The following is a 21,401-nucleotide window of genomic DNA, read 5'->3' on the forward strand; positions in this document are numbered from 1 at the left end:
CCGCTTCGGAGAGAGAAGACTGCACGGAGCCGTCTTTTCTCCCTCGCCCCTTTGGGGAGAGGGCCGGGGTGAGGGGTATGTTTTGTAGGCCGGGTAAGGCGTAGCCGCCACCCGGCATTGTTCAGGAATCGAATATCAATGTCCTCATCCCGTCCGGTGTTCCGCTCCCGCTGGCTGCCCTATTTGCTGGTCGCGCCGCAACTGGTGATCACCGTAATCTTCTTTATCTGGCCTGCGGGCGAAGCGCTGTGGTATTCGGTACAAAGCGTTGATCCGTTCGGGCTATCCAGCCAGTTTGTCGGCCTGGATAACTTCGCTGCCCTGTGGCACGACAGCTATTACATCGACGCCTTCTGGACGACGATCAAATTCAGCACCCTGGTCACCGTCAGCGGCCTTCTCGCTTCGCTGTTCTTCGCCGCGCTGGTGGATTACGTGGTGCGCGGCAGCCGTCTGTACCAGACCCTGATGTTACTGCCCTACGCCGTGGCCCCCGCGGTGGCTGCCGTACTGTGGATCTTCCTCTTTAACCCTGGCCGCGGGTTGATCACCCATTTCCTTGGCGAGTTCGGCTATGACTGGAACCACGCCCAGCACAGCGGCCAGGCGATGTTCCTGGTGGTGTTCGCGTCGGTATGGAAGCAGATCAGCTACAACTTCTTGTTCTTCTTCGCCGCCCTGCAATCCATCCCGCGCTCGCTGGTGGAAGCCGCGGCGATTGACGGCGCGGGCCCGGTTCGCCGCTTCTTTAAGCTGGCGCTGCCGCTGATCGCGCCGGTGAGTTTCTTCCTGTTAGTGGTCAACCTGGTGTACGCCTTCTTCGACACCTTCCCGGTGATCGATGCGGCCACCGCAGGCGGCCCGGTGCAGGCCACCACAACGCTTATCTATAAGATCTACCGCGAAGGTTTCGCCGGTCTGGATCTCTCGGCCTCTGCCGCCCAGTCGGTGGTGCTGATGTTCCTCGTCATCATCCTCACGGTGGTGCAGTTCCGCTATGTCGAAAGTAAGGTGCGCTACCAATGATTGAGAACCGTCGCGGGCTGACGATTTTCAGCCACACCATGCTGATCCTGGGGATCGTCGTCATCCTGTTCCCGCTGTATGTGGCCTTTGTCGCCGCCACGCTGGATCGCAACGCCATATTTGAAACCCCGATGACGCTGATCCCGGGCGGCCATCTGTTCGAGAACATGGCGACCATCTGGACCCAGGGCGTGGGGGCGAACAGCGCCCCGTTCTGGCTGATGATGCTCAACAGCTTCATCATGGCGTTCGGCATTACGGTGGGCAAAATCACGGTGTCGATGCTTTCAGCCTTCGCCATCGTCTGGTTCCGCTTTCCGCTGCGTAACCTGTTTTTCTGGATGATCTTTATCACCCTGATGCTGCCGGTGGAGGTGCGTATCTTCCCGACGGTGGAGGTGATCGCCAACCTCGGCATGCTCGACAGCTATGCAGGTCTCACCCTGCCGCTGATGGCCTCGGCTACCGCCACCTTCCTGTTCCGTCAGTTCTTTATGACCCTGCCGGACGAGCTGATTGAGGCAGCACGTATCGACGGTGCCTCGCCGATGCGCTTCTTCCGTGACATCGTGCTGCCGCTGTCGAAAACCAACCTGGCGGCGCTGTTTGTCATCACCTTTATCTACGGCTGGAACCAGTACCTGTGGCCGCTGCTGATTATCCAGGACGTCAACCTCGGCACCGCCGTGGCGGGCATCAAAGGCATGATCGCCACTGGCGAAGGCACCACCCTCTGGAACCAGGTGATGGCGGCGATGCTGCTCACCCTTATCCCACCCGTAGTCATTGTTTTAGCCATGCAGCGCGCGTTTGTCCGCGGCCTGGTCGATAGCGAGAAATAAGATGGCAGGTTTAAAACTTCAGGCAGTAACCAAAAGCTGGGACGGCAAAACCCAGGTGATTCAGCCGCTGACGCTCGACGTGGCGGACGGCGAGTTTATCGTGATGGTCGGCCCGTCGGGCTGCGGCAAATCGACCCTGCTGCGGATGGTCGCCGGGCTGGAGCGTGTGACGTCCGGGGATATCTGGATCGACCGCCAGCGCGTCACTGAGATGGAGCCGAAAGATCGCGGCATCGCGATGGTGTTCCAGAACTACGCGCTTTATCCGCACATGAGCGTGGAAGAGAACATGGCCTGGGGGCTGAAAATCCGCGGCATGGGCAAAGGCCACATCGACGAGCGGGTGAAAGAGGCGGCCCGAATTCTGGAGCTGGACGGCCTGCTGAAACGCCGTCCGCGCGAACTCTCAGGCGGCCAGCGTCAGCGTGTGGCGATGGGCCGTGCCATCGTGCGTGACCCGGCGGTGTTCCTGTTCGATGAGCCGCTCTCTAACCTCGATGCAAAACTGCGTGTGCAGATGCGTCTTGAGTTGCAGCACCTCCACCGTCGCCTGAAAACCACGTCGCTGTACGTCACCCACGATCAGGTGGAAGCCATGACCCTCGCCCAGCGGGTGATGGTGATGAACAAAGGCGTCGCCGAGCAGATTGGCACCCCGGTGGAAGTGTACGAAAAGCCTGCCAGCCGCTTTGTGGCGAGCTTTATCGGCAGCCCGGCCATGAATCTGCTGGAAGGGCGCATCAGCACGGCGGGCACCCATTTTGAACTGGAGAGCGGTATGGCGCTGCCCATCAACTGGTTCTATCGCGGTTACGCCGGACGCAAAATGACGCTGGGTATCCGCCCGGAACATATTGCGTTAAGCTCGCAGTCGGAAGGCGGGGTGCCGCTGGTGATGGACACCCTCGAGATGCTGGGTGCCGACAATCTGGCGCACGGACGCTGGGGCGAGCAGAAGCTGGTGGTGCGTATGTCGCATCAGGAGCGCCCGCAAGCGGGCAGCACGTTGTGGCTGCATCTGCCGGAAAATCATCTGCATCTATTCGATGGTGAAACAGGACAACGTGTATGAGTAACTGGCCTTATCCCCACATCGTCGCCCACCGTGGCGGCGGGAAGCTGGCACCGGAAAACACCCTGGCGGCGATAGACGTTGGTGCGCGCTACGGTCACACGATGATCGAGTTTGACGCCAAATTGTCGCAGGACGGAGAGATCTTCCTGCTACACGATGACAACCTCGAGCGCACCAGCAACGGCTGGGGCGTGGCGGGGGCGTTGCCGTGGCGCGATCTGCTGAAGGTGGACGCCGGAAGCTGGTTCGGCAAAGACTTTAAAGGCGAGCCGCTGCCGCTGCTGGCCGAGGTGGCAGACCGCTGCCGTCAGCACGGGATGATGGCCAATATTGAGATCAAGCCGACCACCGGTACGGGGCCGCTGACCGGCAAGGTGATTGCGCTGGCCGCACGTGAATTATGGGAAGGGATGACGGCACCGCTGCTGTCGTCGTTTGAGATCGACGCGCTGGAGGCGGCGCAGGCTGCGGCCCCCGAGCTGCCGCGCGGTTTACTGCTGGACGAGTGGCGTGAAGACTGGCGTGAGCTGACCACCCGGCTGGGCTGCGTGTCGATTCACCTCAATCATCGCCTGCTGGATGAGGCGCGGGTAAACCTGATTAAGGCCGCCGGTCTGCATATCCTGGTCTATACCGTTAACCAGCCCCAGCGGGCAGCAGAGCTGCTGCGCTGGGGCGTGGATTGCATCTGCACCGATGCAATTGCCCTGATAGGCCCGGATTTTCAGCCTTAAGGGTTATTAAGCAAATCGCCGTTCTGTCGCTGCGGCAGCATATGTTGCTGCTGCACGCCGCCCGACGACTCAACGCCGCTCAACATACCGCCATTAGTGTTAGGCAGGACCTGCCCTCCCGGCTGGCTCTGCTGAACCCGCAGGGTATCGTTATTCATCTGCGTTTGCAGATGCTGCTGCTGAACGCGTGTCTGGGTCTGCAGCTGCTGGTTAAGCATCCCTGTCTGTTGCTGCTGCTGGATCATCATCTGATTTTGCATCCGCTGCTGGCTGGGGTTTTGATACCCCGGCTGGTTAGGGTTGTTCAGGGTGTTGATGGGCTGCGCAAGCACGGCAAACGGCAGTAACGCTGCAACAAGAATGAGTCGTTTCATTGATACTCCCTCCTTCTGAGGCCTCCTTTAAGTTTACCTCGCCTCCCGCATTACGATGATTTTTTAAGAGTTATGAACCAGGCTTAAGCGGGAGCATGAGTCCCTGTACCTGGAGAAAAACAATGATGAAACCAACGTTTTTACGCTGGGTAGCGATTGCTGCCCTGACGGCAGGCGGTACGTTTTGCGTGGCAGCGAATCCGCCTGCTGCCCCTCCGGTCTCTTACGGCGTGGAAGAGGATGTGTTCCATCCCGTGCGGGCGCAGAACGGGATGGTCTCTTCGGTGGATGCCCTCGCCACGCAGGTCGGGGTGGATATCCTCAAGCAGGGCGGTAACGCGGTGGATGCGGCGGTGGCCGTCGGCTATGCGCTGGCGGTGACGCACCCGCAGGCGGGCAACCTCGGCGGCGGCGGTTTTATGATGCTGCGCACCAAAGATGGCGTGACGACCGCGATCGATTTCCGCGAAATGGCACCATCCCAGGCCACGCGCGACATGTTCCTCGACGATCAGGGCAACGCTGACAGTAAAAAATCCCTCACCTCCCATCTGGCGACCGGCACACCCGGTACCGTCGCGGGCTTCTCGCTGGCGCTGGATAAGTACGGCACCCTGCCGCTGAACAAAGTGGTGCAGCCCGCCATCAAGCTGGCGCGCGACGGTTTTGAGGTCAACGACGCGCTGGCCGACGATCTGAAAACCTACGGCAGCGAAGTGCTCCCCAACCATGAGAACAGCAAAGCCATTTTCTGGAAGGAGGGCGAGCCGCTGAAGAAGGGCGACAAGCTGGTGCAGGCGAACCTCGCCAAAAGCCTGGAGATGATTGCCGAAAATGGCCCGGATGCCTTCTATAAAGGGGTGATTGCCGACCAGATTGTGGAAGAGATGAGTAAGAACGGCGGGTTAATTACCAAAGCCGATCTCGCTGAATACAAAGCCGTGGAGCGCACCCCTATTAGCGGGGACTACCGCGGATATCAGGTCTTCTCCATGCCGCCACCTTCTTCCGGGGGGATCCACATCGTGCAGATCCTCAACATCCTCGAAAACTTCGATATGCATAAATTTGGTTTCGGCAGTGCCGATACGATGCAGGTTATGGCCGAGGCGGAAAAATATGCCTACGCCGACCGTTCAGAGTATCTGGGCGACCCGGATTTCGTGAAGGTGCCGTGGCAGGCGCTGACCAATAAAGCCTATGCCAAAACCCTGGCCGATCAGATTGATATCAACAAAGCCAAACCTTCGAGCGAGATCCGCCCGGGCAAACTGGCACCCTATGAAAGCAACCAGACCACCCACTTCTCGGTGGTGGATAAAGACGGTAACGCGGTGGCGGTGACCTACACGCTCAACACCACGTTTGGCACCGGGATTGTGGCGGGTAACAGCGGCATTCTGCTCAATAACGAAATGGATGACTTCTCTGCCAAGCCGGGCGTGCCGAACGTCTACGGGCTGGTGGGCGGGGATGCCAACGCCGTCGGGCCCAAGAAGCGCCCGCTGTCGTCGATGTCACCGACGATTGTGGTGAAAGACGGCAAAACCTGGCTGGTGACTGGCAGCCCTGGCGGCAGCCGCATTATCACCACCGTGTTGCAGATGGTCGTCAACAGCATCGATTACGGGATGAACGTGGCAGAAGCGACCAATGCGCCGCGCTTCCATCACCAGTGGCTGCCGGATGAGCTGCGCGTGGAGAAGGGCTTTAGCCCGGACACGCTGAAGCTGCTGGAACAGCGCGGGCAAAAAGTGGTGGTGAAAGAGGCGATGGGCAGCACCCAGAGCATTATGGTGGGGCCGGATGGCACGCTGTATGGTGCATCGGATCCGCGTTCGGTGGATGATTTAACGGCGGGGTACTGACGGTTTCCCCTCACCCCGGCCCTCTCCCCATAGGGGAGAGGGAGAAAAGACTGCACCGTGCAATTCCCTCTCTCCACAGGGGAGAGGGAGAAAAGATTGCACCGTGCAATGCCTTCTCTCAATAGGGGAGAGGGAGAAAAGACTGCACCGTGCAATGCCTTCTCCCCATAGTGGAGAGGGAGAAAAGACCGCACCGTGCAATGCCTTCTCTCCTTAGTGGCGAGGGGAAAGACCGCGCCGTGCAATCCGCTCTCCCCATAGGGCGAGGGGAAAAGACCGCACCGTGCAATCCGCTCTCCCCATATGGCGAGGGGGAAAAGACCGCACCGTGCAATCCGCTCTCCCCATATGGCGAGGGGGAAAAGACCGCACCGTGCAATCCGCTCTCCCCATAGGGCGAGGGGCAAAAGACCGCACCTTACAGTCCCCTCTCCCCTATGGGGAGAGGGTTAGGGTGAGGGGAAGGTTAACTACTTCATCCGCGCCATATAATACGCATCGACATACTCGCCGTTGCGCAGGGCAAACTTCCTGCCGGTTCCTTCGATTTCAAACCCGAAACGCTGATACATCCCGACGGCGGCTGCGTTATCCGCAAAAACCGTGAGCTCGATGCGTTCAACGCGCAGCCAGTTGTCGCACAGGTTGATCATCTCGGCCATCAGCCTGCTTCCGACGCCGCGCCCCTGCATATCTGCCGCCACGCCGATGCCAAAGGTGGCCACGTGGCTCCGGCGCGGGTTTTCCATGATGTCCAGCGCCATATGTCCAACGACGCGCCCGTCCAGGCACGCCACCAGATGCCGTCTTCCCGGTTTTACCGCGACGCGTTCATGCCACATGGCCATAGAGGGATGAGGAATTTGTAGCGTGTCGTGATAAACCCCAGGATGCGACATGATGTCACGTAACGCTTCTGCATCGCTGGCTTCGATATGGCGTATCACTATCTCACTCATTCCTTTATCCTCAGTTAGTTAGGTTCCTTTCCAACATCCGTCAGTTTGAAATGTGAGTCAACCAGCATTTTTTGCAAAAAATCAGTGGACAAGTGCGAATGAGAATGATTATTATTGCTCTGCCTTCGGGAGAACCGACACGGGGACCTGAAAGCACGACATTGCTCACATTGCTTCCAGTATTATTTTAGCCAGCGATTGCTGGCTTTTTTTTTGAGTGCTGTTTCAGCCTGGCTTACTTACCCTTTTGCCTCACGGATGTACTCGCCATCCCCACGTCCTCTACGTACGCTCCGGTTGCTGCGTGCTGCCGTGAGCACACTGTCTGCGACGCCGACGGCCGATGCGCGGGCAGAGGTATTGCGCTATGGTAAGACGCAATTACCTTCCAAAAGGACTGAGCCATGACACTACACTGCGCATTTATTGGATTTGGCAAGAGCACGACCCGCTATCACCTTCCGTACGTTCTCACCCGTAAAGCCAGCTGGCATGTCGCGCACATCTTCCGTCGCCACCCGAAACCGGAAGAGCAGGCCCCGCAGTACTCCCACATCCATTTCACCAGCGATCTCGACGAGGTGTTGAACGACCCCGAGGTCAAGCTGGTGATCGTCTGCACCCACGCCGACAGCCATTTTGAGTACGCGAAACGCGCCCTGGAAGCCGGGAAAAACGTGCTGGTGGAAAAACCCTTCACCCCGACGATGGCCGAAGCGAAAACGCTGTTCGAACTGGCACGCAGTAAAGGGCTGACCGTCAGTCCGTATCAGAACCGTCGCTTTGATACCTGCTTCCTGACCGCGAAACAGGCCATTGAGAGCGGCAAGCTGGGCGAGATCGTCGAGATCGAAAGCCACTTCGATTACTACCGCCCGGTGGCGGAGACCAAACCCGGCCTGCCGCAGGATGGCTCGTTCTATGGCCTGGGTGTCCACACCATGGATCAGATCATCTCCCTGTTTGGCCGCCCGGATCACGTGGCCTACGACATCCGCAGCCTGCGCAATAAAGCCAACCCGGACGATACCTTCGAAGCTCAGCTGTTCTACGGTGACCTGAAAGCCATCGTCAAAACCAGCCATCTGGTGAAAACCGACTACCCAAAATTCATTGTTCATGGCACCAAAGGCTCGTTCATCAAGTACGGCATCGATCAGCAGGAGACCAGCCTGAAGGCCAACATCATGCCGGGTGAGCCAGGGTTTGCGGCGGATGATTCCGTGGGCGTGCTGGAGTACGTTAACGACGCGGGCGTAACGGTAAAAGAGGAGATCAAACCGGAGGTCGGCGACTACGGCCGCGTCTACGATGCGCTGTTTGAGACCCTGACAAAAGGTACCCCTAATTACGTCAAGGAAATTGAAGTGATGACCAACCTGGAAATCCTTGAACGGGGCTTTGAACAGGCCTCACCTGCCACAGTAACCCTTGCCAGATAAGCCTGAACGACTCCTCTGTGCTTGTTCAGATATTTTGAACAGAGGAGTCAATTTTCACCCTCTATGATCCCAGGTCGATTGCGTCCACACTTACTCCATCGAAACGAACTGAGGGTAAAAACAATGATCTTCTTACGCAAAGCAAACGACCGCGGTCACGCAAATCATGGTTGGCTGGACTCATGGCATAGCTTCTCGTTTGCCGATTATTATGACCCGAACTTTATGGGTTTCTCGGCACTGCGCGTGATTAACGATGACGTGATTGATGCAGGCCAGGGTTTTGGTACCCACCCGCATAAAGACATGGAAATCCTGACCTATGTGCTGGAAGGCGCCGTTGAGCACCAGGACAGCATGGGTAACAAAGAGCAGGTTCCGGCGGGTGAGTTCCAGATTATGACGGCGGGTACCGGGGTGCGTCACTCCGAATACAATCCAAGCAAAAACGACCGTCTGCGTCTGTACCAGATCTGGATCATTCCAGAAGAAAAAGGCATCACCCCGCGCTACGAGCAACGTCGTTTTGACGCCGAGCAGGGTAAACAGCTGGTACTGTCACCGGATGCCCGTGACGGCTCGCTGAAAGTGCATCAGGACATGGAGCTGTACCGCTGGGCGCTGGCGAAAGACGAGCAGTCTGTGCATCAGATCGCCGCTAACCGCAAAGTGTGGATCCAGGTGGTAAAAGGCGACGTGACCATTAACGGCACCAAAGCGACCACCAGCGATGGTCTGGCAATCTGGGATGAGCAGGCTATCTCTGTGCATGCCGACAGCGCCGCTGAAATTCTGCTGTTCGACCTGCCGCCGGTCTAAATCTTAAATTAATGTCCAGCCTTCCCTCATGACAGGGGAAGGTTGGTCTTTGTCCGTGATAAACTGAGGGAATCTATCACTACCGGTTTCTCTCAGGACGATGAAAAAGAAAAGACCCGTACTTCAGGATGTAGCCGATCGCGTCGGTGTGACTAAAATGACGGTCAGCCGTTTTTTACGTAACCCGGAACAGGTTTCCGTGGCGTTACGTGGCAAGATTGCCGCTGCTCTCGATGAACTGGGTTATATCCCTAACCGCGCACCCGATATTCTCTCCAATGCGACCAGCCGTGCGGTAGGTGTCCTGCTTCCCTCCTTAACCAACCAGGTCTTCGCGGAAGTGCTCCGCGGCATCGAAAGCGTCACCGACGCCTTCGGCTATCAGACCATGCTTGCGCACTACGGGTACAAACCGGAACTGGAAGAAGAACGTCTGGAGTCCATGCTTTCCTGGAACATTGACGGCCTGATCCTGACCGAACGCACCCATACCGCGCGCACGCTGAAGATGATCGAGGTAGCGGGTATTCCGGTGGTGGAGCTGATGGACAGCCAGTCTCCCTGTCTCGATATCGCCGTCGGGTTCGATAACTTTGAAGCTGCACGGCAGATGACGGCGGCCATCATCGCCCGCGGTCATCGTCATATTGCCTATCTTGGCGCACGTCTGGATGAACGTACTATCATCAAACAGAAGGGATACGAGCAGGCGATGCTCGACGCCAACTTAACGCCCTACAGTGTGATGGTCGAGCAGTCCTCTTCCTACACCTCCGGTATTGAGCTGATGCGTCAGGCCCGTCGCGAGTACCCGCAGCTTGATGGCATTTTCTGTACCAACGATGACCTCGCGGTCGGCGCCGCCTTTGAATGCCAGCGTCTGGGGCTTGCTATCCCGGGCGATATGGCGATTGCCGGTTTCCACGGACACGACATTGGTCAGGTCATGGAACCGCGCCTGGCGAGCGTTCTCACCCCGCGTGAGCGCATGGGCCGTATCGGTGCAGAACGCCTGCTGGCGCGCATTCGTGGTGAGACGGTGACCCCTAAGATGTTAGATTTAGGTTTCACATTGTCACCGGGTGGATCGATTTAACCTGACAAGTTTGAACTAGCTCACACTTATTCATTTCTCACACGTTTGGATGTTGCTTCTCGTCAGCCCCGGCAGGACAATGTTACCGATAACTGTTACCCGTAACAATTCACTGAGGGACATACCTTGAGCACCACTAATCCAGATCACCACGTTTATGTCCTGATGGGCGTTTCCGGTAGCGGTAAATCTGCCGTTGCCAGCGAAGTGGCGCATCAAATCCATGCCGCGTTTCTTGATGGCGACTTTCTCCATCCGCGCAGCAATATCAATAAGATGGCTTCTGGTGAGCCGCTGAACGACGACGATCGTAAGCCGTGGTTACAGGCGCTGAATGATGCCGCGTTTGCCATGCAGCGCACCAACAAAGTATCCCTGATCGTCTGCTCCGCGTTGAAAAAGACCTACCGCGACCAGCTGCGTGAAGGTAACGCTAATCTCTCCTTCATCTACCTGAAGGGCGATTTCGACGTGATCGAAACCCGTCTGAAAGCGCGTAAAGGGCATTTCTTCAAAACCCAGATGCTGGTTACGCAGTTCGAAACTTTGCAGGAACCGGGTGCGGATGAAAGTGATGTGCTGGTGGTCGATATCGATCAGCCACTGGACGGTGTTGTTGCAAGCACCATTGAGGTCATTAACAAAAGGCAGTAAGTTTTGAGTACGTTAACGCTTGTTTTAACAGCAGTCGGCTCCGTGCTGTTGCTGCTGTTTTTGGTAATGAAGGCCCGCATGCACGCCTTCGTTGCCTTGATGGTGGTTTCTATTGGTGCAGGTCTCTTTTCTGGAATGCCGCTCGACAAAATCGCCGCGACCATGGAAAAGGGGATGGGAGGCACGCTGGGCTTCCTGGCGATTGTCGTCGCACTGGGCGCGATGTTTGGCAAGATCCTGCATGAAACTGGCGCGGTCGATCAGATCGCCGTCAAAATGCTGAAATCCTTCGGCCACAGCCGGGCGCACTATGCGATTGGTCTGGCCGGTCTGATCTGTGCGTTGCCGCTGTTCTTTGAGGTGGCGGTCGTCTTGCTGATTAGCGTGGCCTTCTCCATGGCCCGCCATACCGGCACCAATCTCGTGAAGCTGGTTATTCCGCTCTTTGCGGGTGTAGCAGCCGCTGCCGCGTTCCTGCTGCCGGGGCCTGCGCCAATGCTGCTGGCCTCGCAGATGCACGCTGACTTCGGCTGGATGATCCTGATCGGTCTGTGCGCCGCGATACCGGGAATGCTGATTGCCGGTCCGCTATGGGGCAATTTCATCAGCCGTTACGTTGAGCTTCATATTCCTGACGACATCACCGAGCCGCATCTGGGCGAGAGCAAAATGCCGTCGTTCGGCTTCAGCCTCGCGCTGATCCTGCTGCCGCTGGTGCTGGTGGGGTTGAAAACCATTGCCGCGCGCTTTGTGCCTGAAGGCTCCACGGCCTACGAATGGTTTGAATTTATCGGCCACCCGTTCACGGCGATCCTGGTGGCGTGCCTGGTGGCCATTTACGGCCTGGCGATGCGCCAGGGCATGGCGAAAGACCGGGTGATGGAGATCTGCGGTCACGCGCTGCAACCGGCAGGCATTATTCTGCTGGTGATCGGTGCAGGCGGGGTGTTCAAGCAGGTACTGGTGGATTCCGGCGTCGGCCCGGCGCTGGGCAGTGCCCTGACCGGGATGGGCTTGCCAATTGCCGTCACCTGTTTTGTGCTGGCGGCAGCGGTGCGTATCATTCAAGGTTCTGCGACCGTGGCCTGTTTAACCGCCGTGGGGCTGGTGATGCCGGTGATTGAACAGCTGAATTACTCCGGTGCGCAGATGGCTGCATTGTCTATCTGTATCGCGGGTGGTTCGATTGTAGTGTCACACGTTAACGATGCGGGCTTCTGGCTGTTCGGTAAATTTACCGGGGCGACGGAAGCGCAAACCCTGAAGACCTGGACGATGATGGAAACCATCCTCGGCACGACGGGCGCGATTGTCGGGATGATTGCGTTTACGTTGCTGAGCTGATGCTCTTTTCTCCCTCTCCCGGTGGGAGAGGGTATCAGGCCGCAGAGTGTGTATGTTTGTCGTGCGGTGGCTTCGCCTTACCTGACCGACAAAACTTAAAAAGGCAACTTACGTTGCTTTTTTGCTTTTACCTAGCCCTTCATCCACGCCCTAATCCCATCCAGGAACATCTGGGTCGCCATCATCACCAGAATCAATCCCATCAGCCGCTCCAGGGCATTAACCCCTTTCTCGCCCAGCAGGCGTAAAAACAGCGACGACTGCAGCAGGATAATAAAAGTCCCGCCCCAGGCAATCAGCAGCGCGATCACCAGATGGCTCATCTGATTCGGGTACTGATGCGACAGCAACATCAGCGTCGCCAGGATCGTCGGCCCGGCGACCAGAGGAATAGCCAGCGGCACAATAAAAGGTTCTTCACCCGCAGGCAGGCCGCTGCTGCTACCTTCGCTGCTCGGGAAAATCATTTTGATGGCAATCAGGAACAAAATAATCCCGCCGGAAATAGAGACCGTTTCAGCACGCAAGTTCAGGAAGGCGAGGATTTTCTCGCCGGCAAACAGGAAGATAAACATCACCAGCAGGGCGATAAGCAGCTCGCGGATCATGATTGCCCGACGGCGCTTCGGCTCGGTGTGCTTCAGCACCGACATAAAAATAGGCAGGTTTCCGAGTGGATCCATAATTAGGATCAATAAAACCGCTGCGGAAATGATTTCACTCATTGTAAATTATCCCTGATACTTGTGTGGTTGCTTCGATGATTAGCGCTTTTTCTGATAGCCGGGCAATCATCGATTAATTTCGCTTGCGACTTTGGCTGCATTTTGTAATGTGAAGCATATCCCAGTTCAATACTGGCTTGCATAAACAGCACACACCCTCTGCAGGAAAAAAAAGCTATGAAAAACGTTGGTTTTATCGGTTGGCGCGGTATGGTCGGCTCTGTACTCATGCAACGCATGGTTGAAGAGCGCGATTTCGACGCTATCCGCCCGGTCTTCTTCTCCACTTCCCAGCTCGGCCAGGCTGCACCGTCCTTTGGGGGTACCACAGGCACGTTGCAGGATGCGTTTGATCTGGAAGCGTTGAAGGCACTGGACATTATTGTCACCTGCCAGGGCGGCGATTATACCAACGAAATTTATCCAAAGCTTCGTGAAAGCGGCTGGCAGGGCTACTGGATTGACGCGGCCTCTTCGCTGCGCATGAAAGACGACGCGATCATTATTCTTGACCCGGTTAACCAGGACGTCATCACCGACGGCCTGAACAACGGCGTAAAAACCTTCGTTGGCGGTAACTGTACAGTCAGCCTGATGCTGATGTCGCTGGGCGGCCTGTTTGCCCAGGATCTGGTGGAGTGGGTATCTGTTGCGACCTATCAGGCGGCATCCGGTGGCGGCGCGCGCCATATGCGCGAGCTGCTGACCCAGATGGGCCAGTTGCATCACAGCGTTGCCGATGAGCTGGCGAACCCGGCATCCGCGATTCTCGATATCGAGCGTAAAGTCACTCAGCTGACCCGCAGCGGCGAGCTGCCAGTGGACAACTTCGGCGTACCGCTGGCCGGTGGCCTGATCCCGTGGATCGACAAACAGTTGGATAACGGCCAGACCCGCGAAGAGTGGAAAGGCCAGGCAGAGACCAACAAAATCCTGCGTACCTCTTCCGTGATCCCGGTTGACGGCCTGTGCGTGCGCATCGGCGCACTGCGCTGCCACAGTCAGGCATTCACCATTAAACTGAAAAAAGATGTGTCTATTCCGACAGTGGAAGAACTGCTCGCGTCTCACAACCCGTGGGCGAAAGTGGTGCCAAACGATCGCGACATCACCATGCGCGAGCTGACCCCAGCTGCGGTCACCGGCACATTATCTACCCCTGTTGGACGCCTGCGTAAACTAAATATGGGGCCGGAATACCTTTCCGCCTTTACCGTCGGGGACCAGCTTCTGTGGGGCGCCGCTGAGCCGCTGCGCAGAATGCTACGTCAACTGGCGTAATAAATACTTAAGACTAAGGGGTGATTTATCACCCCTTTTTTTGCGTACTAAAGGACGAAAACGCAAATGATTCATTATTTTTCGGGAGTCATATAAAGCGTTGGCTATGCTTTATGCGGGATGTCACATATTCCGCCTGGAGGTTGGATGGAACAGAGAGGATGCACAAGGTGCTGTTCCGTTCAGGTCACATTAAGGTCGTACCCGCTGCGCGACAGGGGCGGCAACTAGAAAAACAGGATGAATACCATGTCCGTTCGTATTGATAGAGACGTGATTAATGCGCTTATTGCGGGTCACTTTGCGGATCCATTTTCTGTACTTGGCATGCACCGCACTGAAGCCGGACTGGAAGTCCGTGCATTGCTACCTGACGCGACTGAAGTGTGGGTAATCGAACCCAAAACCGGGCGCAAGGTCGGTAAACTCGAATGTATTGATTCACGCGGCTTCTTCGCTGGCGTGATGGCCCGCCGCAAAAATGTCTTCCGTTATCAGCTCGCCGTTATCTGGCATGGTCAGCAGAACCTGATCGACGATCCCTATCGCTTTGGTCCGCTGCTGCAGGAGATGGATGCCTGGCTGCTGTCCGAAGGTACGCACCTGCGCCCTTATGAAACGCTCGGCGCCCATGCCGACACCATGGATGGCGTTACCGGCACCCGCTTTACCGTCTGGGCGCCGAATGCCCGTCGTGTGTCAGTGGTGGGGCAGTTCAACTACTGGGATGGCCGACGCCACCCGATGCGCCTGCGTCGTGAGACCGGCATCTGGGAGCTGTTTATCCCCGGCGCGCACAACGGCCAGCTCTACAAATACGAGCTGATTGATGCCCATGGCAAGCTGCGTATCAAAGCCGACCCGTATGCTTTCGAAGCGCAAATGCGCCCGGAAACCGCGTCACTGATTTGCGGTCTGCCGGAGAAAGTCGCCCAGAGCGAAGAGCGTATCCGGGCCAACGAGTTCGATATGCCGATCTCCATTTATGAAGTCCATCTTGGCTCCTGGCGTCGTCATACCGAGAACAACTTCTGGCTCAGCTACCGGGAGCTGGCCGACCAGCTAATCCCGTATGTGAAATGGATGGGCTTTACCCATCTGGAGCTGCTGCCCATTAACGAACACCCGTTTGACGGCAGCTGGGGCTATCAGCCGACCGGCATGTATGCCCCGACCCGCCGCTTCGGCACCCGCGATGACTTCCGCTACTTTATCAATGCTGCACACGCCGCCGGGCTGAACGTGATCCTCGACTGGGTGCCAGGCCACTTCCCGTCCGATGATTTTAGCCTCGCCGAATTTGACGGCACCAACCTGTATGAGCACAGCGATCCGCGCGAAGGCTACCATCAGGACTGGAATACCCTGATCTACAACTATGGCCGCCGGGAAGTGACCAACTATCTGGTGGGCAACGCGCTCTACTGGATCGAGCGTTTCGGCATTGATGCCCTGCGTGTGGATGCCGTCGCCTCGATGATCTACCGCGACTACAGCCGCAAAGAGGGGGAGTGGATCCCTAACGAATTCGGTGGCCGGGAAAACCTGGAAGCGATCGAGTTCCTGCGCAACACCAACCGCATTCTCGGGGAACAGACTCCGGGCGCGGTGACAATGGCGGAAGAGTCCACGGACTTCCCGGGCGTCTCTCGCCCACCGTCGATGGGCGGCCTCGGCTTCTGGTACAAGTGGAACCTCGGCTGGATGCACGACACCCTGGATTACATGAAGCTGGATCCGGTGCATCGCCAGTATCACCACAACAAACTGACTTTCGGTATGCTCTACAACGGCACCGAAAACTTTGTCCTGCCGCTCTCCCATGACGAAGTGGTTCACGGCAAAAAATCGATTCTCGACCGCATGCCGGGCGACGCATGGCAGAAGTTTGCCAACCTGCGCGCCTACTACGGCTGGATGTTCGCCTTCCCGGGCAAAAAACTGCTGTTCATGGGCAACGAGTTCGCCCAGGGCCGCGAGTGGAACCACGATTCGAGCCTCGACTGGAACCTGCTGGAAGGGGGCGACAACTGGCACCACGGCGTTCAGCGTCTCGTACGCGACCTTAACCATACCTATCGTCACCACAAGGCCCTGCACGAGCTGGACTTTGATGATTACGGCTTTGAGTGGCTGGTGGTGGATGACCACGAACGCTCGGTGCTGATCTTTGTCCGTCGTGACAAGGTGGGCAATGAAATCATTGTCGCCAGCAACTTCACCCCGGTGACGCGCCATCACTACCGTTTCGGCATCAATCAGCCGGGCAAATGGCGCGAGGTGCTCAATACCGACTCCATGCATTACCACGGCAGCAATGCGGGCAATGGCGGGCTGGTACAGAGCGATGAACACGAAAGCCATGGCCGACCTAACTCCCTGAGCCTCACTCTGCCGCCGCTCTCTACGATCTGGCTGGTTCGGGAGGGGGAATGACGCAACTCGCTGCAGGTAACCCGGCACCGTTCGGCGCAAGCTACGACGGCAAAGGGGTGAACTTCACCCTCTTTTCGGCGAATGCGGATCGGGTTGAACTCTGCGTGTTTGACGGTAAAGGCATTGAACACCGCTACGATCTGGTGGCCCGTACTGGCGATATCTGGCATGGCTACCTCGAGCATGCCCGGCCCGGCACACACTATGGCTTTCGGGTGCATGGTGCGTGGGATCCGGCAAAAGGGCTGTTCTTTAATCCGGCTAAGCTGCTGCTCGACCCCTGCGCGCATCAGGTTGAGGGCACGCTGAACGATGATGTGCTGCTGCATGCCGGCAAAGCCACGCCCGATCACCGCGACAGTGCGGCCGTGGCACCCAGAAGCGTGGTGGTCAGCGACGATCGTTACGACTGGGAAGAGGACGCGGCCCCTGCCACCCCCTGGGGCAAAACCGTTATCTATGAAGCCCACGTTAAAGGGCTGACCTGGCTGCACCCTGGCATACCCGAGGCGATCCGCGGCACCTACAGGGCGCTCGGACACCCGGTGATGATTGCTTACTTTAAGCACCTCGGTATCACCGCGCTGGAGTTATTACCGGTGGCGCATTTTGCCTCCGAGCCACGTCTGCAGCGCCTCGGTCTCAGCAACTACTGGGGCTACAACCCGATGGCGATGTTTGCCCTCGATCCGCGCTATGCCTCGGATCCTGAGCGGGCGCGGGATGAGTTTCGTGATGCGGTGAAGGCGCTGCACGAAGCGGGCATTGAGGTCATTCTGGATATCGTGCTTAACCACAGCGCTGAACTGGATCTGGAAGGCCCAACGTTCTCCCTGCGCGGAATTGATAACCCTAGCTATTATTGGTTAAGGGAAGATGGCGATTACCACAACTGGACCGGCTGTGGTAACACCCTCAATCTCAGCCATCCGGCGGTGGTGCAGTACGCGTATGAATGCCTGAAATACTGGGTGGAAACGTTCCACATAGACGGCTTTCGTTTTGACCTGGCGTCAGTGATTGGACGCACGCCGGAATACAGCCAGCAGGCACCGCTGTTTGAGGCCATTAAAAACTGCCCGCTGCTCTCAGGGGTGAAGCTGATCGCGGAGCCATGGGACATCGGCCCTGGCGGCTATCAGGTGGGAAATTTCCCGCCGCCGTTTGCCGAGTGGAACGACCACTATCGTGATACCGCGCGTCGCTTCTGGCTGGCCCGCGATATGTCACTCGGCCAGTTTGCCGGGCGCTTTGCCGCTTCCAGCGATCTGTTCAAGCGCAACGGGCGTCTGCCCTCTGCGTCGATTAACCTGGTCACGGCGCACGACGGTTTTACCCTGCGTGACTGCGTTTGTTTCAATCAGAAACACAATGAAGCCAATGGCGAAGAAAATCGTGACGGTACCTTCAATAACCATAGCTTTAACCATGGTGTAGAAGGATTAAGTGGCAATCTGGATGTGATTGAGCGGCGCCGCGCCAGCGTGCACGCACTGCTCACCACGCTGCTTTTGTCGCAAGGAACGCCGATGTTGCTGGCAGGCGATGAACATGGCCACAGCCAGCACGGCAACAACAATGCCTATTGCCAGGACAACCCGTTAACCTGGCTGGACTGGCAACAGGCAAACAGTGGATTAGTGGACTTTACCGCTGCGCTAATCCATCTGCGTCAGCAGATCCCGGCCCTCACCCTCAATGAATGGTGGGAAGAGGGCGACGGCAATGTTTGCTGGCTGAATAAAAGGGCGCAACCGTTGGAAGCGCGTGAGTGGCAAAGCGGCGTGCCGTGCCTGCAAATCCTGCTATCGGATCGCTGGCTTATCACGCTTAACGCCACAGATGAGGTTGTTGAAATTACGTTACCCCAAGGGGAGTGGCGGGCTATCCCCCCATTTGCCGGAGAGGATAATCCGGTCGTTATGACTGCCTGGCATGGGCCTGCGCACGGTGTATGTGTATTCCAGAGATGATAATAAAAGGAGTTGATCATGGTTAGGTTAGATAAGAACGACCCTCTAATGTTGGCGCGTCAGCTGCCATTGAAGTCTGTTGCCCTGATTCTTGCTGGTGGCCGCGGTACCCGATTAAAAGATTTAACGATTAAGCGCGCCAAGCCCGCCGTCCACTTCGGTGGGAAATTCCGTATTATCGATTTTGCCCTGTCAAACTGCCTGAATTCAGGCATTCGCCGTATTGGCGTGATCACTCAGTACCAGTCCCACACGCTGGTGCAGCATATCCAGCGCGGCTGGTCGTTCTTCAGTGAGGAAATGAACGAATTCGTCGACCTGTTGCCTGCACAGCAGCGCGTACACGGCGAAAACTGGTATCGCGGGACTGCCGATGCGGTAACACAAAACCTGGATATTATTCGTCGTTACGACGCCGAGTACGTGGTGATCCTCGCCGGGGACCACATCTACAAGCAGGACTACTCGCGCATGCTCATCGACCACGTCGAAAAAGGGGCGCGCTGCACCGTGGCCTGTATGCCTGTGCCCGTTGCTGAGGCGACGGCCTTTGGCGTGATGGCGGTAGATGAAAACGACAAAGTGATCGATTTCGTTGAAAAACCGGCGAACCCGCCATCCATGCCGGGGGATGACACCAAAGCGCTGGCCAGTATGGGGATCTATGTCTTTGATGCAGATTACCTTTACCAGCTGCTGGAAGAAGACGACAAGGATGAGCAATCCAGCCACGACTTCGGCAAAGATATCATCCCGAAAATCACCAAATCTGGCATGGCCTATGCACATCCATTCCCACTGTCCTGCGTGCAGTCCGATCCTAATTCAGAACCCTACTGGCGCGATGTCGGCACCCTGGAGGCATACTGGAAGGCGAACCTCGATCTGGCATCAGTGACGCCCGAACTGGACATGTACGACCACAACTGGCCGATCCGTACCCATATGGAATCGCTGCCGCCAGCGAAATTTGTCCAGGACCGCTCCGGCAGCCACGGCATGACGCTGAACTCGCTGGTTTCTGGCGGGTGCATCATCTCTGGCTCGGTGGTGGTGCAGTCGGTGCTGTTCCCGCGCGTGCGGGTGAACTCCTTCTGCAACATTGATTCGTCAGTATTGTTACCCGACGTCTGGGTTGGCCGCTCGTGCCGCCTGCGTCGTTGCGTTATCGACCGTGCCTGCGTCATCCCGGAAGGCATGGTAATTGGAGAAAACGCGGAAGAGGACGCGCGCCGTTTCTACCGCTCAGAAGAAGGCATCGTGCTGGTTACGCGTGAAATGCTGCGTAAACTGCAGATCAAACAGGAGCGATGATGCAGGTTTTACACGTTTGTTCTGAGATGTTCCCGCTGCTGAAAACCGGCGGGTTGGCGGATGTGATTGGGGCGCTACCGGCGGCGCAAATTGCCGGTGGCGTTGATACTCGCGTGCTGTTACCCGCTTTTCCCGATATTCGTCGCGGCATCCCTGACGCCCAGATCGTCAGCCGCCGCGAAACCTTTGCCGGGCGCATCACATTACTCTTTGGTCATTACAACGGCGTGGGCATCTATCTCATCGATGCCCCACATCTGTATGACCGCCCAGGGAGTCCTTACCACGACACTAACCTGTTTGCCTATACCGATAACGTGCTGCGTTTCGCGCTGCTCGGCTGGGTCGGGGCGGAGATGGCCTCCGGCCTGGATCCGTTCTGGCGCCCGGACGTGGTGCATGCCCACGACTGGCACGCCGGGCTGGCACCGGCGTATCTGGCGGCGCGTGGCCATCCGGCGAAGTCGGTCTTTACCGTACACAACCTGGCGTATCAGGGGCTGTATTTAGCCAAACACATGGATGAAATCGAACTGCCATGGTCGTTCTTTAATATCCATGGGCTGGAGTTTAACGGGCAGATTTCGTTCCTGAAGGCCGGGCTGTACTACGCCGATCACATCACCGCCGTCAGCCCGACCTACGCGCGGGAGATCACCGAGCCGCAGTTTGGCTACGGCATGGAAGGGCTGCTCGCACAACGCCAGCGCGAAGGGCGACTGTCGGGCATTCTCAACGGCGTGGATGAAAAAATCTGGAGCCCGGAGTCGGATCTGCTGCTGACCGCGCGCTACAACCGTGATTCCGTGGAAGATAAGGCTGAGAACAAACGTCAGCTGCAAATCGCCATGGGGCTGAAGGTTAACGAAAAGGTGCCGCTGTTCGCCGTGGTGAGCCGGTTGACCAGCCAGAAAGGGCTGGATTTGGTGCTTGAAGCGCTGCCGGGCCTGCTGGAGCAGGGTGGACAGCTGGCGCTGCTGGGGGCAGGCGATCCGGTATTGCAGGAGGGCTTCCTCGCCGCCGCCGCCGAACATCCGGGTCAGGTTGGGGTACAGATTGGCTATCACGAAGCGTTTTCGCACCGCATCATGGCGGGTGCCGACGTTATCCTGGTGCCAAGCCGTTTTGAGCCATGCGGTTTAACCCAACTGTATGGCCTGAAGTACGGCACGCTGCCTCTGGTGCGTCGTACCGGTGGGCTGGCGGATACGGTATCTGACACCTCGCTGGAGAATCTGGCAGACGGCATCGCCAGCGGTTTTGTCTTTGAAGACAGTAATGCCTGGTCGTTATTGCGTGCGATTCGTCGTGCCTTCGTGTTGTGGTCTCGTCCATCGTTGTGGCGTTTTGTTCAGCGCCAGGCAATGGCCATGGATTTTAGCTGGCAAGTTGCGGCGCAGTCCTACCGCGATCTTTATCAACGCTTGATGTAACAATCC

18 protein-coding genes are annotated in these 21,401 nt (G+C 57.3%); 15 read left to right on the plus strand and 3 right to left on the minus strand.

Going from position 1 to position 21,401, the window contains the following annotated elements:
• The first annotated feature begins 138 nt into the window (after positions 1 to 138).
• Genes ugpA through ugpQ form a run of 4 tightly spaced genes read left to right on the plus strand, consistent with a single transcriptional unit; the run spans position 139 to position 3,677 of the window.
• Entirely contained in the window at positions 139 to 1,026 is an 888-nt protein-coding gene (gene ugpA, locus ABIE02_RS20455) for a sn-glycerol-3-phosphate ABC transporter permease UgpA (protein ID WP_032614907.1), read from the plus strand.
• Complete coding sequence (ugpE, locus tag ABIE02_RS20460; protein ID WP_059307032.1) at positions 1,023 to 1,868, plus strand: sn-glycerol-3-phosphate ABC transporter permease UgpE; 846 nt, start codon at positions 1,023 to 1,025, stop codon at positions 1,866 to 1,868. The genes ugpA and ugpE overlap by 4 nt, the downstream gene beginning before the upstream one ends.
• Before the next feature lies 1 nt (position 1,869).
• Entirely contained in the window at positions 1,870 to 2,940 is a 1,071-nt protein-coding gene (locus ABIE02_RS20465; RefSeq protein WP_336995222.1) for a sn-glycerol-3-phosphate import ATP-binding protein UgpC, read from the plus strand.
• On the plus strand, positions 2,937 to 3,677 hold the full coding sequence (ugpQ, locus tag ABIE02_RS20470) for a glycerophosphodiester phosphodiesterase (RefSeq protein ID WP_336995223.1): 741 nt from the start codon (positions 2,937 to 2,939) through the stop codon (positions 3,675 to 3,677). Before ABIE02_RS20465 ends, ugpQ begins: the two co-directional genes overlap by 4 nt.
• On the opposite strand, the gene ABIE02_RS20475 is transcribed toward ugpQ, so the two are convergent.
• Complete coding sequence (locus ABIE02_RS20475) at positions 3,674 to 4,051, minus strand: DUF2756 family protein (RefSeq protein ID WP_117386039.1); 378 nt, start codon at positions 4,049 to 4,051, stop codon at positions 3,674 to 3,676. The two genes, ugpQ and ABIE02_RS20475, sit on opposite strands and share 4 nt — an antisense overlap.
• 122 nt (positions 4,052 to 4,173) lie before the next feature.
• Here ABIE02_RS20475 and ggt point away from each other — a divergent pair, with 122 nt between their 5' ends.
• On the plus strand, positions 4,174 to 5,919 hold the full coding sequence (ggt, locus tag ABIE02_RS20480; protein WP_336995224.1) for a gamma-glutamyltransferase: 1,746 nt from the start codon (positions 4,174 to 4,176) through the stop codon (positions 5,917 to 5,919).
• A 470-nt stretch (positions 5,920 to 6,389) separates the two neighbouring features.
• Here ggt and yhhY read toward each other — a convergent pair whose 3' ends face one another.
• A complete protein-coding gene (gene yhhY, locus ABIE02_RS20485; protein ID WP_262658252.1) occupies positions 6,390 to 6,878 on the minus strand; it encodes an N-acetyltransferase in 489 nt (162 codons plus the stop codon).
• Positions 6,879 to 7,282: 404 nt separating this feature from the next.
• Between yhhY and ABIE02_RS20490 the strand changes: the two genes are divergently transcribed.
• The 5 genes from ABIE02_RS20490 (at position 7,283) to gntU (ending at position 12,233) form a co-directional block, all read left to right on the plus strand.
• On the plus strand, positions 7,283 to 8,320 hold the full coding sequence (locus ABIE02_RS20490; RefSeq protein WP_032614893.1) for an oxidoreductase: 1,038 nt from the start codon (positions 7,283 to 7,285) through the stop codon (positions 8,318 to 8,320).
• Positions 8,321 to 8,443: 123 nt separating this feature from the next.
• Positions 8,444 to 9,139, plus strand: coding sequence for a pirin family protein (locus ABIE02_RS20495; protein ID WP_164541117.1), 696 nt, complete (start codon positions 8,444 to 8,446; stop codon positions 9,137 to 9,139).
• Between the two features lie 100 nt (positions 9,140 to 9,239).
• Entirely contained in the window at positions 9,240 to 10,235 is a 996-nt protein-coding gene (gntR, locus tag ABIE02_RS20500; RefSeq protein ID WP_032614889.1) for a gluconate operon transcriptional repressor GntR, read from the plus strand.
• 126 nt (positions 10,236 to 10,361) lie between these two features.
• Complete coding sequence (gntK, locus tag ABIE02_RS20505) at positions 10,362 to 10,889, plus strand: gluconokinase (RefSeq protein ID WP_032614887.1); 528 nt, start codon at positions 10,362 to 10,364, stop codon at positions 10,887 to 10,889.
• Positions 10,890 to 10,892: 3 nt separating this feature from the next.
• On the plus strand, positions 10,893 to 12,233 hold the full coding sequence (gntU, locus tag ABIE02_RS20510; RefSeq protein ID WP_150872627.1) for a gluconate transporter: 1,341 nt from the start codon (positions 10,893 to 10,895) through the stop codon (positions 12,231 to 12,233).
• A 131-nt stretch (positions 12,234 to 12,364) separates the two neighbouring features.
• On the opposite strand, the gene ABIE02_RS20515 is transcribed toward gntU, so the two are convergent.
• Positions 12,365 to 12,958: a YhgN family NAAT transporter gene (locus tag ABIE02_RS20515; protein ID WP_032614883.1), complete on the minus strand. Its 594-nt coding sequence runs from the start codon at positions 12,956 to 12,958 to the stop codon at positions 12,365 to 12,367.
• 177 nt (positions 12,959 to 13,135) lie between these two features.
• Between ABIE02_RS20515 and asd the strand changes: the two genes are divergently transcribed.
• The 5 genes from asd (at position 13,136) to glgA (ending at position 21,395) form a co-directional block, all read left to right on the plus strand.
• Positions 13,136 to 14,239, plus strand: coding sequence for an aspartate-semialdehyde dehydrogenase (gene asd / locus ABIE02_RS20520; protein WP_032614877.1), 1,104 nt, complete (start codon positions 13,136 to 13,138; stop codon positions 14,237 to 14,239).
• A 249-nt stretch (positions 14,240 to 14,488) separates the two neighbouring features.
• Positions 14,489 to 16,675, plus strand: a complete 2,187-nt coding sequence (gene glgB / locus ABIE02_RS20525) for a 1,4-alpha-glucan branching enzyme (RefSeq protein ID WP_059307036.1) — start codon at positions 14,489 to 14,491, stop codon at positions 16,673 to 16,675.
• Positions 16,672 to 18,648: a glycogen debranching protein GlgX gene (gene glgX, locus ABIE02_RS20530; RefSeq protein ID WP_144840006.1), complete on the plus strand. Its 1,977-nt coding sequence runs from the start codon at positions 16,672 to 16,674 to the stop codon at positions 18,646 to 18,648. The genes glgB and glgX overlap by 4 nt, the downstream gene beginning before the upstream one ends.
• An 18-nt stretch (positions 18,649 to 18,666) precedes the next feature.
• The gene (glgC, locus tag ABIE02_RS20535; protein ID WP_032614870.1) at positions 18,667 to 19,962 is read left to right on the plus strand and encodes a glucose-1-phosphate adenylyltransferase; all 1,296 of its coding nucleotides are present in this window, start codon (positions 18,667 to 18,669) and stop codon (positions 19,960 to 19,962) included.
• Positions 19,962 to 21,395: a glycogen synthase GlgA gene (gene glgA, locus ABIE02_RS20540; RefSeq protein ID WP_032614868.1), complete on the plus strand. Its 1,434-nt coding sequence runs from the start codon at positions 19,962 to 19,964 to the stop codon at positions 21,393 to 21,395. Before glgC ends, glgA begins: the two co-directional genes overlap by 1 nt.
• Positions 21,396 to 21,401 lie beyond the last annotated feature (6 nt).

It is taken from the genome of Leclercia sp. 1548, assembly GCF_050435045.1.
Lineage (GTDB): Bacteria > Pseudomonadota > Gammaproteobacteria > Enterobacterales > Enterobacteriaceae > Enterobacter > Enterobacter adecarboxylatus.

Excerpts from the sequence above, each read along its gene's own strand:
- ugpA (WP_032614907.1), top strand. The coding sequence starts at position 139 with ATGTCCTCATCCCGTCCGGTGTTCCGCTCCCGCTGGCTGCCCTATTTG.
- ugpE (WP_059307032.1), top strand. The coding sequence starts at position 1,023 with ATGATTGAGAACCGTCGCGGGCTGACGATTTTCAGCCACACCATGCTG.
- ABIE02_RS20465 (WP_336995222.1), top strand. The coding sequence starts at position 1,870 with ATGGCAGGTTTAAAACTTCAGGCAGTAACCAAAAGCTGGGACGGCAAA.
- ugpQ (WP_336995223.1), top strand. The coding sequence starts at position 2,937 with ATGAGTAACTGGCCTTATCCCCACATCGTCGCCCACCGTGGCGGCGGG.
- ABIE02_RS20475 (WP_117386039.1), bottom strand. The coding sequence starts at position 4,051 with ATGAAACGACTCATTCTTGTTGCAGCGTTACTGCCGTTTGCCGTGCTT.
- ggt (WP_336995224.1), top strand. The coding sequence starts at position 4,174 with ATGATGAAACCAACGTTTTTACGCTGGGTAGCGATTGCTGCCCTGACG.
- yhhY (WP_262658252.1), bottom strand. The coding sequence starts at position 6,878 with ATGAGTGAGATAGTGATACGCCATATCGAAGCCAGCGATGCAGAAGCG.
- ABIE02_RS20490 (WP_032614893.1), top strand. The coding sequence starts at position 7,283 with ATGACACTACACTGCGCATTTATTGGATTTGGCAAGAGCACGACCCGC.
- ABIE02_RS20495 (WP_164541117.1), top strand. The coding sequence starts at position 8,444 with ATGATCTTCTTACGCAAAGCAAACGACCGCGGTCACGCAAATCATGGT.
- gntR (WP_032614889.1), top strand. The coding sequence starts at position 9,240 with ATGAAAAAGAAAAGACCCGTACTTCAGGATGTAGCCGATCGCGTCGGT.
- ABIE02_RS20515 (WP_032614883.1), bottom strand. The coding sequence starts at position 12,958 with ATGAGTGAAATCATTTCCGCAGCGGTTTTATTGATCCTAATTATGGAT.
- asd (WP_032614877.1), top strand. The coding sequence starts at position 13,136 with ATGAAAAACGTTGGTTTTATCGGTTGGCGCGGTATGGTCGGCTCTGTA.
- glgB (WP_059307036.1), top strand. The coding sequence starts at position 14,489 with ATGTCCGTTCGTATTGATAGAGACGTGATTAATGCGCTTATTGCGGGT.
- glgX (WP_144840006.1), top strand. The coding sequence starts at position 16,672 with ATGACGCAACTCGCTGCAGGTAACCCGGCACCGTTCGGCGCAAGCTAC.
- glgC (WP_032614870.1), top strand. The coding sequence starts at position 18,667 with ATGGTTAGGTTAGATAAGAACGACCCTCTAATGTTGGCGCGTCAGCTG.
- glgA (WP_032614868.1), top strand. The coding sequence starts at position 19,962 with ATGCAGGTTTTACACGTTTGTTCTGAGATGTTCCCGCTGCTGAAAACC.